Source organism: Mycobacterium hainanense (assembly GCF_041890355.1).
Taxonomy (GTDB): domain Bacteria; phylum Actinomycetota; class Actinomycetes; order Mycobacteriales; family Mycobacteriaceae; genus Mycobacterium; species Mycobacterium hainanense.
Map to the genome: position 1 here is coordinate 1,966,312 of NZ_CP169059.1, position 12,630 is coordinate 1,978,941.

At 64.4% G+C, this 12,630-nt stretch carries 13 protein-coding genes; 7 read left to right on the forward strand and 6 right to left on the reverse strand.

The genetic code is table 11. The features are described 5' to 3' along the window. Positions 1–87 precede the first annotated feature (87 nt). Genes ACEL92_RS09285 through ACEL92_RS09295 form a run of 3 tightly spaced genes read left to right on the forward strand, consistent with a single transcriptional unit; the run spans position 88 to position 3,364 of the window. The gene (locus ACEL92_RS09285) at positions 88–1,326 is read left to right on the forward strand and encodes a cytochrome P450 (protein ID WP_374026139.1); all 1,239 of its coding nucleotides are present in this window, start codon (positions 88–90) and stop codon (positions 1,324–1,326) included. A 12-nt stretch (positions 1,327–1,338) separates the two neighbouring features. Beyond that, the gene (locus ACEL92_RS09290) at positions 1,339–2,403 is read left to right on the forward strand and encodes a dihydrodipicolinate reductase (RefSeq protein WP_374025294.1); all 1,065 of its coding nucleotides are present in this window, start codon (positions 1,339–1,341) and stop codon (positions 2,401–2,403) included. 19 nt (positions 2,404–2,422) lie between these two features. Next, positions 2,423–3,364, forward strand: coding sequence for an SDR family NAD(P)-dependent oxidoreductase (locus ACEL92_RS09295; RefSeq protein ID WP_374025295.1), 942 nt, complete (start codon positions 2,423–2,425; stop codon positions 3,362–3,364). Positions 3,365–3,403: 39 nt separating this feature from the next. Here ACEL92_RS09295 and ACEL92_RS09300 read toward each other — a convergent pair whose 3' ends face one another. From ACEL92_RS09300 to ACEL92_RS09310, 3 genes are read right to left on the reverse strand one after another with little or no spacing between them, the layout of a single operon-like run. Beyond that, complete coding sequence (locus ACEL92_RS09300) at positions 3,404–4,504, reverse strand: dihydrodipicolinate reductase (protein ID WP_374025296.1); 1,101 nt, start codon at positions 4,502–4,504, stop codon at positions 3,404–3,406. Between the two features lie 40 nt (positions 4,505–4,544). Continuing rightward, positions 4,545–5,348, reverse strand: a complete 804-nt coding sequence (locus ACEL92_RS09305; RefSeq protein ID WP_374025297.1) for an SDR family oxidoreductase — start codon at positions 5,346–5,348, stop codon at positions 4,545–4,547. Positions 5,349–5,380: 32 nt separating this feature from the next. Continuing rightward, complete coding sequence (locus ACEL92_RS09310) at positions 5,381–6,139, reverse strand: SDR family oxidoreductase (RefSeq protein WP_374026140.1); 759 nt, start codon at positions 6,137–6,139, stop codon at positions 5,381–5,383. 122 nt (positions 6,140–6,261) lie between these two features. On the opposite strand from ACEL92_RS09310, the gene ACEL92_RS09315 reads away from it, so the two are divergent. The 3 genes from ACEL92_RS09315 to ACEL92_RS09325 all read left to right on the forward strand — a co-directional run bounded on the left by ACEL92_RS09315 (position 6,262) and on the right by ACEL92_RS09325 (position 9,087). After that, a complete protein-coding gene (locus tag ACEL92_RS09315; RefSeq protein ID WP_374025298.1) occupies positions 6,262–7,104 on the forward strand; it encodes an SDR family NAD(P)-dependent oxidoreductase in 843 nt (280 codons plus the stop codon). A 98-nt stretch (positions 7,105–7,202) separates the two neighbouring features. Next, the gene (locus ACEL92_RS09320) at positions 7,203–8,267 is read left to right on the forward strand and encodes a spirocyclase AveC family protein (protein WP_374025299.1); all 1,065 of its coding nucleotides are present in this window, start codon (positions 7,203–7,205) and stop codon (positions 8,265–8,267) included. A 58-nt stretch (positions 8,268–8,325) separates the two neighbouring features. Then, entirely contained in the window at positions 8,326–9,087 is a 762-nt protein-coding gene (locus tag ACEL92_RS09325; RefSeq protein ID WP_374025300.1) for an alpha/beta fold hydrolase, read from the forward strand. On the opposite strand, the gene ACEL92_RS09330 is transcribed toward ACEL92_RS09325, so the two are convergent. Further along, entirely contained in the window at positions 9,022–9,834 is an 813-nt protein-coding gene (locus ACEL92_RS09330; protein WP_374026141.1) for a mycofactocin-coupled SDR family oxidoreductase, read from the reverse strand. The genes ACEL92_RS09325 and ACEL92_RS09330 overlap by 66 nt on opposite strands. 107 nt (positions 9,835–9,941) lie before the next feature. On the opposite strand from ACEL92_RS09330, the gene ACEL92_RS09335 reads away from it, so the two are divergent. Then, complete coding sequence (locus tag ACEL92_RS09335; protein WP_374025301.1) at positions 9,942–10,724, forward strand: SDR family NAD(P)-dependent oxidoreductase; 783 nt, start codon at positions 9,942–9,944, stop codon at positions 10,722–10,724. Here the strand turns inward: ACEL92_RS09335 and ACEL92_RS09340 are convergent. Then, entirely contained in the window at positions 10,721–11,800 is a 1,080-nt protein-coding gene (locus ACEL92_RS09340; protein WP_374025302.1) for a dihydrodipicolinate reductase, read from the reverse strand. The two genes, ACEL92_RS09335 and ACEL92_RS09340, sit on opposite strands and share 4 nt — an antisense overlap. Before the next feature lie 29 nt (positions 11,801–11,829). Then, a complete protein-coding gene (locus tag ACEL92_RS09345) occupies positions 11,830–12,618 on the reverse strand; it encodes an SDR family NAD(P)-dependent oxidoreductase (protein ID WP_374025303.1) in 789 nt (262 codons plus the stop codon). Positions 12,619–12,630 lie beyond the last annotated feature (12 nt).

The window sequence follows — 12,630 nt, forward strand, 5'->3', positions numbered from 1 at the left end:
TGTTGCAGAGCTTCTGGTTCATTCAACCTACATCATGTAGTTTTGCAACCGACAATATGTAGGTTGATGGGGCTGATGAGGTGGCGAGTGGCGGAGCCGACGGTTAAAGACAACATCGACCAGCGCATCCGCGAGGCGCAGGAGAAGTTCAACGCTGGGATGGGCGCCGACGGCGACGCGACCCCGTACCCGCTGCTGCGCGAGTTGCGTCAAAAGGCGCCCGTTCACCCCGGCTGGCCGGAGATGGGCGTCCCGCGTGACGGGCCCGACGGCAAGCAGACGTTCACGGCGTACGCGTTCGATGCCGTCAAGGCCGTGTTCACCGACAACATCACTTTCAGCACCCGCATCTACGAGGATATGGTGCGGCCGCTGCAGGGGCCGACGATCCTGGAGATGCAGGAGCCCGAGCATGCGGTCTACCGCCGCCTGCACGAATTCGCCTTCGCCAAGTCCTCGATGAAACGTTGGGACTCCGAACTGGTGGGGCCGCTGGTCGATCGCACGATCGCGAAGTTCCGCGACGACAAGCGTGCCGACTTGGTCGACGCAATCTTCATGCCCATCCCGGTGCGGATCATCGCTGCCCTTCTCGGATTGCCGGAATCGGATGTCGGCGAGTTTCACCGGCTGGCGATCGACCTGCTCGGCTTTCGCGGGGACATGGAAACCGCGATGAAGGCGTCGGCCGAGATGAAGGAGTACTTCATCGGCGTGCTGGCCGACCGGCGCAAGTCGCCGAAGGACGACATGGTGACCATTTTGTCGCAGGCCGAAATCGACGGCGTCAAGATGTCGGACGAGCAGATCTACGGATTCATGCGCAATCTCCTGCCCGCCGGGGCGGAGACCACGTCTCGATCGACAGCGAGCCTCGCGCTGGCCCTGTTGACCCACACCGACCAACTCGACGCCGTGCGCGCCGACCGCAGCCTGTTGTCCCAGGCGATCGAGGAGGGCATCCGGTGGGAGACGCCGCTGCTGAATTTCATCCGGGAGGTCAGCACCGACACCAAATTCTTCGGGCTCAAGATCCCGAAAGGATCAACGATGATGGTGAACCTCGGTAGCGCCAATCATGACGAGACGCGTTGGCCGGACCCGGAGTCCTTCAACATCTTCCGCGAGCGCAAGCCGCACATCGGGTTCGGACACGGTGCCCACTTATGCCTGGGGATGCACTTGGCGCGGCTGGAGAGCACCAAGTTCTTCAACGCGATCTTCGACCAACTTCCAGGCCTGCGGCTCGATCCCGACGCCCCGCCGCCCTATGTGAGCGGCACGATGTTCCGTTCGCCGCCGCGGCTGGACGTGGTATGGGATTGAGGTTTGCCTGATATGACTCGAGTGATCCAATGGGCAACCGGGGTGACCGGCATGATGTCGCTGCGACACGTCTTGGGCCGGTCGGACCTGGAACTGGTCGCCGTGCGGGTGTACGACCCGGCCAAAGCCGGGCTTGACGCGGGCACCCTGTGCGGGGCTCCCGATGCGGGCGTGCTGACCTCTGCCGAGCGGGACGCCGTCATCGCTACCGACGCCGATGTGGTGCTCTACATGGGCAAGGTGGAGACCGACACGCCCGGCTGCTTCGCCGACGTCTGCGATCTTTTGGCGTCGGGCAAGAACGTGGTGGCCACGGGCAGCCGGTTCGTGCATCCCCGCTCGCTGCACGAATCGCTGGCCGACGGAATTGAAAGCGCTTGTCGTGCGGGCGGTTCGTCATTTCTCGGGCTCGGCCTCTATCCGGGCTTCGTCGGCGAGTCGGTGGCACCGATCTTGTCCCGGCTCACCGAGCGCGCCGACCGGATCAATGTGCGGGAGGTGCTGAACTACTCGACCTACGCCAGCCATGATCTGATTTTCAACGCGATGGGCTTCGGCCATGCGCCGGACGACACCACCCCGTTGCTGACCAACACCGACTACGCGGCAAGCGCATGGATCGGCAGCGCGACGGTGCTTGCGCAGGCCCTCGGGCTTGAGATTCGCTCCGTCGAGGGATTCCGGGAAGTCGTGACGACGCCCCGCGCGCTAACGGTGGCGGCCGGCGAGATTCCCGCGGGAACCGTGGGCGCCATGCGATTTGGTGTGGAGGTCGACTGCGGCGAGACCACGCTCGCCGTCGAGCACCTCACCAGGATGGACGACGATCTGGCCCCCGACTGGCCGACGGCGATCGGTTATGCGGTGACTTTCGAGGGCACGCCCAATATGAGTTTTCATCTCGTGATCGGCTCGCATGAGGAGGATCACGCCGAGCAAGGCTGCCTGGCCACTGCCATGCACGCCATCAACGCAATCCCGGCCGTGATCGCGGCTGAGCCGGGGCTATACGACCTTTCGACTATCACCCCGTTTGTCGCGCACTGGACCGAACGCGGCGCGGTTCCCACGACGTAGCCGCCTGCAGGAGGCCCCATTGATCTCGTTCGCCGATCGCGTCGTTCTGGTGACCGGCGGTGCCCGCGGCCTCGGCGAGGCGTATTGCCATGAATTTGCCCATCGTGGAGCCGCCGTGGTGGTCCACGACAACGGTGCCGAAACCGACGGCAGTGGAGGCGATCCGGGCCCGGCTAAAGACGTCGCCGCCGCGATTCGCGCCGCGGGGGGACAGGCGGTGGCGTGCGCCTCGGACGCCAGCGCCGAACAAGGGGGGCAGGACGCGGTCGACCTGGCCGTCCGCGAATTCGGACGATTGGACGCGATCGTCGCCAACGCCGGCATCATCCACGACGACCCGCTGCCGGACTGGCCGACCGAACGCTTCGAGGCGTTGCTGCGCCACCACGTGTTGGCCGCCTTTCACGTCATCCGACCGGGTTTCGCGGTGATGCGGGACGCCGGATACGGCCGACTGGTGTTCGTTTCCTCCGCAGCGGGGGTCTTCGGGCAGCCGGGGTTGACGGGATACGCCACCGCCAAGACGGGGATGCTTGGATTGATGAACGTCGCCGCGCTCGAGGGTGCGGCGTACGGCATACATGCCAACGCCATCATGCCGATGGGCGACACGCGGATGGCCACGGCACTGATGGGGGAGGCGGGCCGGACGGCCGACGCTCGGGCCTTTTTGGAGACGCTGCGGCTCGATCAAGTGGCACCGGTCGTGGCCTACCTGGCCAGTGAGAGCTGCACGCTGACACACCGGGTTCTGAGCGCTTTCCGTGGCCGGGTGGCCGCGTTGCAGATCGGTGTGACCCGTGGCTGGTTCGCCCCCGACGGTTCCTTCGACGCCGAGGACGTCGCGGCCAATCTCGACCGTATCCTCGATCCGTCGGGGTTGTTCGTGCCTGGCAGCATCTTTGACGAAATGGAGTGTGTTTTCGCGGCGGCTCCTGTCGAGTCGCAGGCGAGTCCCTGACCGGTCCGGTCGGCGGCCCTCGGCGAAACGGCCTTGACGTCAATCTGTGATGACTATGGGTCCGTCACCGAAACCCGTATAGCTGCGGATTAGCGGCAGATCGGCCATGGTGGCGAAACCCGCTGGTGCAGCGCAGATTGCGGGTATGGCATTGACGACCTGCAGCGCAACGGCGACCAGACCGGCCCGCACATGCTCTTCGACCGAGGCCGGTCGCGAAAAGCTGGCCAGGCAGAAGAAATGCACGCGCATAGACGGATCGCCTTCAAACGTGAGGGTCCAGCCGTCATCCGGTGTGGGCCAATGCTTGGGGTACTCGCCGCCGACCGTCCACAGCGTCTCGAACTCGATGATCGGCTCGCCGCGACGGTTCCCCACAAAGTTCCACCGCTGGCCCGCCGTGGTGCCGGCCCGGACCTGGTGGTTGAAGATCTCGAAGTTCTTGGTGGCCGGCACCGCGTCGACAGTGACCGTGACATCGTCGATGGCAGCGTTCAAGGTGTCGGCGATAAACCAGATCTGCTGGGTGAACAGGGCGGTGTTGAACGTCAGGAACTCGTTGGCCGTCGGGGTGATGTCCTCGGTGGGTCGTCCGAACCACATTCCGTCGAAGGTTATTTCGGTGCTCTCCCAGAGCGACCAGTCGGCGCGCTCCTGCAGAGTGAACCTGTCGATGGAGCGACTCATACCGGATAGCGCGAGCGGCAACACACCGGACAGGTTGCCCGGGTTGAGGCCGCTGGCGTGGATTGTGCTGTTGCCCTTGTGGCAGGCGGCCAACAGCCGTCGACGGTTGGCGTCGCCGATGCGCTGCGGGTGGAAAAGGAATGACACGGTCGCAACATTCTTGCCCGTCTCCAGGAGTGCGCACACATCGTCGAGGCTGGTGAACGACGGCGCATAGAGGACGACGTCGGCGTCCATCGCGAGAATCTCAGCGACATCGGTGGTTGCCCTTACGCCGACCGGGTTCCGGCCCACGAGCGTGCCCACGTCGACGCCGTTCTTTGAATCGGAGTACACCCGCGCTCCGACAAGTTCGAGGTCGGTCCGGTGGTCGAGGATCGTCTTGACCATCTCTGTGCCCACGGCGCCGGTCGCCCACTGAATGACCCGAAGGGGCCGGGAACTCGCGGTCAACTTCTCAACTCCGTCCAGGGTCCGGTGCGTGGCCGTGACGTCAGATGAAATCCGACCCACCGTCGACGTTGACGGTTGCCCCCGTCACATAGCCATTGCGTCGCGACGCCAGATAAGTGGTGACGGACGCGATCTCCTCGGGCAAGCCGGCGCGACCGATGTCGCACGGATGGCCGTAAGTCTTCTCGACCCACGTCATCACGTCCTTCGGATCCGACGCGTCCAGCCCGTCGGCGGCCAGCACATCGCGCAGGGTCTGGGTGAAGCTCGCCGTCACAATGGTCCCCGGACAAACACAGTTCACAAGAATGCCTTCGGCTCCAAGGCTTTTGGATAGGTTCTTGGTGAAGCTCGAGAGCGCCGATTTGGCTGCCGTGTAGGCGACCAGACGCGGGCTCTGTCGTTGGATCGAGTGCGCAGAGAGGGTGACGATGCGAGCCCACTCGGCCGATCTCAGCAGCGGCAATGCGCTCCTGACTGAGCGCACGGCGGACAGCGTTCCGAGATCGAAAGCAGCGTGCCAATCTTCGTCGTCGAGGTCGTCGAATGCGCCCGCGTTCGGGCCGACCGTGTGCACCAAGACGTTCAGGGAGTGCCAGGCGTCACCAACGGCTGCGAACGCCGCCGCAATGGAATCAGCGTCGGCCATGTCGACGCTGATCGGGAGTACCTCCGGGGCGCCGGCGCAACGGATCTGCTCGGCGGCCGAGTCCAGCGCCGCCCGGCCGCGGGCCATGATCGCCACGGATGCACCCTCGGCCCCAAGGCTCTCCGCGATCGCCAGCCCCATCCCCTTGCTACCGCCGGTCACGACCGCCGTCGCACCCTCTAAACCGAGATCCATTCAGTCGTCCGCCCTTCGCGGTTCGGTAATCATCACCGATTCTTGCCGATTCGCGGAGCAAGATGCACGATTTCGCTGACGACGGTGGGGTTCGCGCGTGAGATGGCGATCAGGGACAGCATCGCGTTGGCCACATCGTCCACCGTTGACATCTCATCGGGAATCTGGCCCGCGCGCGCCCAGGCCCGGTATAGATCGGCCAGCAGATCGCGGTCGGCGCCGCGCAGGATCTCAGTGTCACAAGTGGGACCAACGCTAACCCGGATCACGGCCAGCTCGGGATGCTCGGCCCGCCAAGAGCGCAAGATCTCATCGAGCGCGGCCTTGCTTGCGTGGTAGGCCGCCACACCGGCGCGGGGGCGGCCGACATCGTGGCTTGATGCGACGACGACCGTGGCGTTATCAGTCAAGTGAGGCAGAGCCGCCCGCAGCATATGGGAGGCCCCGACGGCGTTGACGGCGTACGAATGCAGCCAGGTCTCAACATCGGTGTCTTCGATCAGCACGAAGGGCACCACGGCGCTGGTAAACACCACGGCGTCCAGCTTGCCCAAGTTCGCGGCGACATCATCGATGACGGTCTCCACGGCCCGCGGGTCGGAAACGTCCAGTTCATATGCCGACCCGTGCAGCCGATCGGCCAGTGCCGAGAGGAGGTCAACTCGCCGTGCGGCGAGCGCGACATGAGCTCCCCTGGAGTGGGCGGCGATTGCCAGCGCCTGTCCGATGCCGGAGGACGCTCCGATGATCAGCATCCGCGTCCCCGCGATGTTGGAGTGCCGGTCGCTCATAGCCCGCTTCCTCTGGCCGAATCCGTCGTCACTGAAGGTTAGCCGCAATTCTCGCATGTGAGAATCAATATTCCCGTCGAGGCTGGAACGTCGGCGCTTCGGCAACAAATACAGGAGGCGGAATGATCGACTACACGGGCAAGGTGGTGCTTGTCACCGGCGGTGGCGCGGGCATCGGGCTCGCCACGGCGACGGCCTTCGCCGACCTGGGCGCGTCGGTCGTCGCGCTCGAGGTCGACCCGGCGCGAACGCAGGAACTGCGCAGCAAACTCGGCGATCGGGGACTCGTAGTCACGGGCGACGCCACCGAGGCGGCCGATGTGTCGGCGCTCGCCGACACCGTTGGCAGTCGGTACGGGCGTCTCGACGCGTTGGTGAACAATGTCGGTCACTTCGTGACGCGGCCGACACCTTTCGAGCGGCTCACGGACGACCAGATCGACGACATATATCGGGTGAACCTCAAGCACATCTTCCTGGTCAGCCGTGTCATGTTGCCCCTGCTGCGTGCCGCCGCCGGTGGCGCAAGCATCACGAACGTCTCGTCGATCGAGGGTTTCCGGGGCATACCGCAGTTCGCGGTGTACGGAGCCTTCAAGGCGGCGGTGACCGGCTTTACGATGAGCCTCGCCCTCGAGCTGGGCCCAGAGGGCATCCGGGTGAACGCCGTGGCGCCGGAAACCACTGATAGTGCCCAGGTCCCGCTGGACCGCATGATTCACCCATCGCAGCGCCACAATATTCCGCGCTGGATTCCGCTGGGTCGCTTCGGGACCCCGCAGGACATCGCTGGCTGCGTGCTGTTTCTCGCCAGCCCGCTCGCCGCGTGGGTGTCGGGGACCGTGGTGCATGCCGACGGTGGTGCGTTGGCCGCCTCCGGTTGGTATCGCGACGACCGTGGCGCGTGGACGAACATGCCCGTCATCAAGGGCAACAGCGCAAGACCCGCCGAGGCGTCGGGCTGAAGTTGGATCAACCCCTTGCAAAGGCTGTTTGTGCCCGCCGATAACGCATATTCTCATCGGATCAGGCTTTCGGACTTGTGAGGATGTCAGGGTTTGGCATGACGAACACGGTTGGCACCAGCCCCGTCTCCGGGTCCGCAGAGCCCGTTCGGGTCGGCGGTTCGCCGCCGTTGTCCACCGCGGGATGGGCATGCTTCATCGTCGGATACCTGGCGTTCGCGCTCGCGACCGTTGCGACAATGCAATCGGGCACACACGGGGATCCGCGCACCACCAACCCCAACCCGGGGAGCGCACCATATCCACCGTTCCTCGGGTTCGACAACTGGCCGCTCGTGGTCGCGTTGAGCTCCGTTCCGATGGCCATCGGACTGATCGCTACGCTGGTGTGGCTGTCGGCGAGGCAACGCAAGGTGCATTGGACGGTGGTGATCGCGTTCGCGGGGCTGATCACCGGCGCCCTGGATCCATTGGCCAACTGGGCAACGTTCGCGAACTTCGACCCGCGGATGTTGCACTTCCCGATGTCATGGCCGTACGTGAACATCTCGCCGAACCTGGAACCCGCGCTGTCCTTCCTAGGGGGTTACGCGGCGTACTACTTGCTGACCGGTCTGGGGATTCTGCAACTGCACGATCGACTCCTCAAGCCAATAATCCGGCCCATGAGCTGGCCGGCGCGCCATCGGCTTGCCGCGGTCTTTCTCGGAGCGTTCGTCATCGCCTTACCGCTCAACGGAGTTGTCCAGTTCACCTGGATGAGGTTCGGCATCTTCTACTACACCGAGGCGGTCGGACCGACGGTGCAGATCGGCCACATTCACTTCCCGCTCATCATGGCGGTCTACGACTCGTTCATATTCGCGATGGTCGCCGTGATGTGCGTCCGGGACCAAGAAGGCGAACTGGTGCTGATCAACCGGATCGCCCGCAGGCTACCGGCGCGACCGGGCCGCGACAGACTGACGATGACGCGCCAGCTCCTGGTATCTGTTTCGGTGGGGCTCGTGTCTTTCGCCGTACCGCTGGCGATACTGGCGGGGCTGCGTACCGCGGGCCTGTCCAAGCCCGCGTACGAGCAGAACCCGTATCCGAACATCAAGGTCTACGACCCTTACGGCCATCTCGAGAAGTCGGGCAAACCGGGACCCTTCTACAAGTGAGCCACACCGAACAAGTATTGCGAACACGGGGATAGGGAGCCGAAGGGAGCCGCAGCATATGACGCTGTTCGCGCTGCTGCACGGCGGGCTGCATGACGGCTCGTGCTGGGACAGGGTCGCCGTGGAGCTCAAGCGGCGTGGTCATCGGGTCGTCGCGCCGGATCTGCCGGTCGATGATGACTCCGCGGGTGCCCTGGAATGGGCGCGCGTGGCGATCGGCGCGATCGAGGGAGCCCGGGTCTTTGCCGCGTCCCCCGACACCGTCGAGGATGTTGTCGTCGTGGCACATTCGCTGTCGGGACTCTGCGCACCGGTCATTGCCACGCTCCACCCGGTGCGAAGAATGGTCTTCGTCGGTGGCCTACTGCCCGTGCCCGGACAGTCGTTCGCCGACCACCTGGCCGCCAACCCCGATGCGATCTCCTTTCCGGAGCCGCAAGAACACGGCGGCGGACCGTTCGGGCTGTCTTGGGAGGCGGTGCGGGAAGGCTTCTATCATGACTGCCCAGAAGCACTGGGGCGCAAAGCGTTCAATGAATTGCGACACCAATCCTTCACGGTGTTCATCGAACGTTGTCCGATCGACCGCTGGCCCGACACGCCCTCGGACTACGTGCTCATGCGCGACGACCGCGCGGTCGGCGAGTCCTGGGCCCGACGCAATGCGGTCGACCGGATCGGGGCTCGCGTCATCGAGTTGGACGGTGGCCACTCGCCGTTTTTTGCCCGACCCGCCGAACTGAGCGCCGTCCTGCTACGCCTGGGCGACCCCGACATCGACGGAAATCGCCGCGGCCGTTACGAATCTCGACTCGTCTGAGGCCAGCCACGCGACCGCGTTGGCGACATCCTCGGGCATCGTCACCGCATTCGGAATGAGTTGCTTGCTGAAGCCGTACTGGGGATGCGAATAGGACTCCGCTGCCTCCTGCATCGCTTCGATCATCCGCCCGCTACCCATGGGTGTTGCGACCGATCCGGGATGAAGGCTGTTCACCCGGATGTCGTAGCGGCCGAGTTCGACCGCAAATGAGCGGGCGAGTCCGGTCACGCCGTGCTTGCTTGCGGTGTACGCCACCATGAAGGGCTCCACTTTCACTCCGGCCACTGATCCGATGAGGATGATCGACCCGCCACGTCCGCCGGCGATGATGTGCTTCGCGCCGGCCATGACCGTGTTCCAGGTCCCGACCAGGTTGATGTTGATGGTGTCCTGAAAGTCGTTGGGGGAGACGCGGTCCCAGGGAGCAGGACAACAGATGCCGGCATTGGCGACGATCACGTCGAGCCTGCCGAGTTCGGCTACCCCTTTGTCGACGGCTGCGCACAGGGCGTCATGGTCGCGAGTGTCGACGATCGCGGTGACGGCGCGCCTGCCGTTGGCGGTGACGAGCTCGGCGGTCTCCGCCAGATCCTCGGGAGTGGCCGAATCGTAGGGAACACTTGGTGGCAGGGGGCCGGCCAGATCGACGAGGATGGCGTCGGCGCCGTCGGCGCTCAACCGAACGGCGTGAGCCCGGCCTTGGCCCCGAGCGGCCCCGGTGATGAGTACAACCTTGCCGCTCATGTCTGCCACACGGGTACGGTACATCACCGCGTTGGTCCTGAGAACTTCCTTTACCCATTCGCGAGAACTAGTATTCTGCTGCCGACACTCAAAGGAGGCGGGGTCGCATGGGCGTACTTGACGGTCAGACGGCATTCATCCTGGGGGCGTCAGCCGGAATCGCCCAGGCGAGCGCCAAGCTGTTCGCCGCCGACGGCGCGGCGCTGTACCTTCTGGGGAGATCGAGCAAGCGCCTGGACGCGGCTCGCGACAGCATCCTCGCCGCAGTTCCGGATGCCGAAATTATCGTCAAGAAGGGCGATCCCGAAGACGAGGCCACCGTCGCGGCGGCCGCCCAGGCGGCCCATGACATCAAGGGCCGACTGGACATCGTCTTGGGCACGGTGGCCATCGGAGGCACGGGTCCGCTGATCGAGCAAGACCTCGAAACCTTCACCAACTTCGTGATGGGTAATTTGCGGTCGAACTTCCTGGCATTGCGCTACTCCGCCCCGCTGATGACGAATGGCGGTTCGATCGTCTTCATCTCGTCGACCTCGTCCAAAATCCCGATGGAGGGTCTTGGGCACTACTCGGCTGGCAAGGCCGCACTCGAGATGATGATCCGGGTCGCGGCATCGGAGCTGGGTCCCAAGGGAATTCGCGTCAATGCCGTGCGGCCGGGTTTGACTGAGGCCGCCACGACACAGGGCTATATTCACCTGGAAGAGCTGACCAGCAGCTTCCTCGAACGCGTCCCGTTGGGCCGCCTCGGGGTGTCTGACGATATCGCCCCTGGCGTCCGTTACCTGGCGGGACCCGAGTCGAGTTGGATGACCGGGCAAAGCTTTGCGATCGACGGCGGCAACGAGGTCCGGGGCGCTCCTCGCGGCCCGATGTTCACCGTCTAGCTCAAATCCAAAGCATTGCGGGGCGCGGTGATGGGCAGGTCCAGCGACGTCGCGATGCCCGGTGCCGCATCGATGACGTACGGGATTGCGTTGACCACACGCATGGCCGTCGCCTGCATAGCATCGTCGTTCGCTGACTGCGCGGTCGGTTCGGTACCGAACCGAAGATCGCAATGGATGTGTGGCTCGCCCTCGATGACGATGCGGTATGTGCCGTGCGGTGCTGACGCCCACTCTGGTGCCAGATCGGGCGCCATGCGGTTGATGTGTTCGATGATGATCACCGGATGGCCGTTGACCACCCCGGTCGTCTCGGCGCGCACCGCCCCACAGGTGCCTGCTGGGATCAACCCGCACGCGACGTGGAGGTCGCGTGGCGTGACCACACGCTCGTAGCGTTCTGTCACTTCGTCGAGTTCGACGCCAAGGGCTCGTGCCACCAGACCGATAGGTGGACCCCACGCGAACCGCTGTGCGCCCTCCAGCTCGAGCAGCGGCGTGAAGTCCAGCGGACGACCGAAGCCCATCGCGTCGAACATCGAGTACTCGTTGGGGTAGGCCGAGTAGTCGAAGATCTCCTGCGCGCGGACCGACCGGATGGTGTTGGACAATGTCGACAGCATGACGGCGAACTGATCGCCGGCGAATCCGGGTTCGATCCCCGAGGTGTATATGGTGACGCCTCCGGCCAGCGCTGCCGCTCGCACTTGGTCTGCCAAATCGGGAATCCATCTGTCGGGAAACATCATTCCCGGTGTGTTGGTCGTAACGACATTGATGCCGGCCTTCAGCAGACGGACATAGTCGGGAACTGCGGCCGCATCCATGTCGGCACCCAAAGCCGCGTAGACCACGCAGTCGGGCTTGAGCCTGATGATGTCGTCCAGGTCGGCGGTGGTCGTCACACCGATAGGGCCCAGCCCGACAATGTCGCCGGCATCGCGACCTGTCTTTTCTGGGCTGTGTACCCATACACCGACCAGGTCGAGGTGTGCGCGCCGGTGGATGGCTCGCAATGCGATGCTTCCGACGCCGCCCGTTGATATTACGGCGACGCGTAAAACCTTCTCTGCCATGCTAGTACTCCTTTGACGGGCCTGTCCGGCTACAGATCGGGGATGGGCAGAGAGGAATTCGGGCCCTGAAGGCCGCCGTCGACAATGAAGGTCGAGTTCGTCGCGTAGCAATCGCGGGTGCACAGGTACAACGTCAGCCGACCGAGGTCTGCGACGTCACCGATACGATGCAGCGGCGTCAGCTCCTTCAGTTTCTCTTCGGAGCCCGGCATCAGGTCGAAGCTCGACTGCAGCCCGGTGGTCATAAACGCGCCCAGAGCGATCGCATTGACCCGAATCTTGGGCGCAAGCTCCTGCGCCATGGCTCGGGTCAGGGCCTCGAGCCCACCCTTGGCAACCGAGTAGGGCAGCAATCCCCGGATCCCGAATCGGCCCGCTCCTGAGGAGATGTTGACGATCGAGCCGCGGCCCACCGCCAACATGTGCGGCACGGCCAGTTGGCTCATGGTGAACGCGGAAGTGACGCAATAGTCGAACGTCTCCCGGAGGTTGTCGTCGGTCAGGCCCAGAAATGGGCCAAAAGTTGCGAAACCGACGTTGTTGACCAAGATGTCGATGCGGCCAAATTTGTCGACAGTGGTCTGGACGACGCGCTCGCTGTCGGCGCGTTGCAGTGCGTCGGCGGTGACCGCGAGGCCTTTGCCGCCCGACTTCTCGATCTCGTCGAACGTCTGCTCGACTTCAGACGAGGTCCGCGCCGTACCAACGACCGTGGCACCGGCTTCGGCGAGTACCTTGGCGATACCCTCGCCGACGCCGCGCCCCGCACCGGTGACAATTGCGACCTGACCCTCTAGGTTGAACTGTTCGAGTGCCACGAAGCGCCTCTC

Excerpts from the sequence above, each read along its gene's own strand:
- ACEL92_RS09290 (WP_374025294.1), top strand. The coding sequence starts at position 1,339 with ATGACTCGAGTGATCCAATGGGCAACCGGGGTGACCGGCATGATGTCG.
- ACEL92_RS09305 (WP_374025297.1), bottom strand. The coding sequence starts at position 5,348 with ATGGATCTCGGTTTAGAGGGTGCGACGGCGGTCGTGACCGGCGGTAGC.
- ACEL92_RS09310 (WP_374026140.1), bottom strand. The coding sequence starts at position 6,139 with ATGAGCGACCGGCACTCCAACATCGCGGGGACGCGGATGCTGATCATC.
- ACEL92_RS09315 (WP_374025298.1), top strand. The coding sequence starts at position 6,262 with ATGATCGACTACACGGGCAAGGTGGTGCTTGTCACCGGCGGTGGCGCG.
- ACEL92_RS09320 (WP_374025299.1), top strand. The coding sequence starts at position 7,203 with ATGACGAACACGGTTGGCACCAGCCCCGTCTCCGGGTCCGCAGAGCCC.
- ACEL92_RS09325 (WP_374025300.1), top strand. The coding sequence starts at position 8,326 with ATGACGCTGTTCGCGCTGCTGCACGGCGGGCTGCATGACGGCTCGTGC.
- ACEL92_RS09330 (WP_374026141.1), bottom strand. The coding sequence starts at position 9,834 with ATGAGCGGCAAGGTTGTACTCATCACCGGGGCCGCTCGGGGCCAAGGC.
- ACEL92_RS09335 (WP_374025301.1), top strand. The coding sequence starts at position 9,942 with ATGGGCGTACTTGACGGTCAGACGGCATTCATCCTGGGGGCGTCAGCC.
- ACEL92_RS09340 (WP_374025302.1), bottom strand. The coding sequence starts at position 11,800 with ATGGCAGAGAAGGTTTTACGCGTCGCCGTAATATCAACGGGCGGCGTC.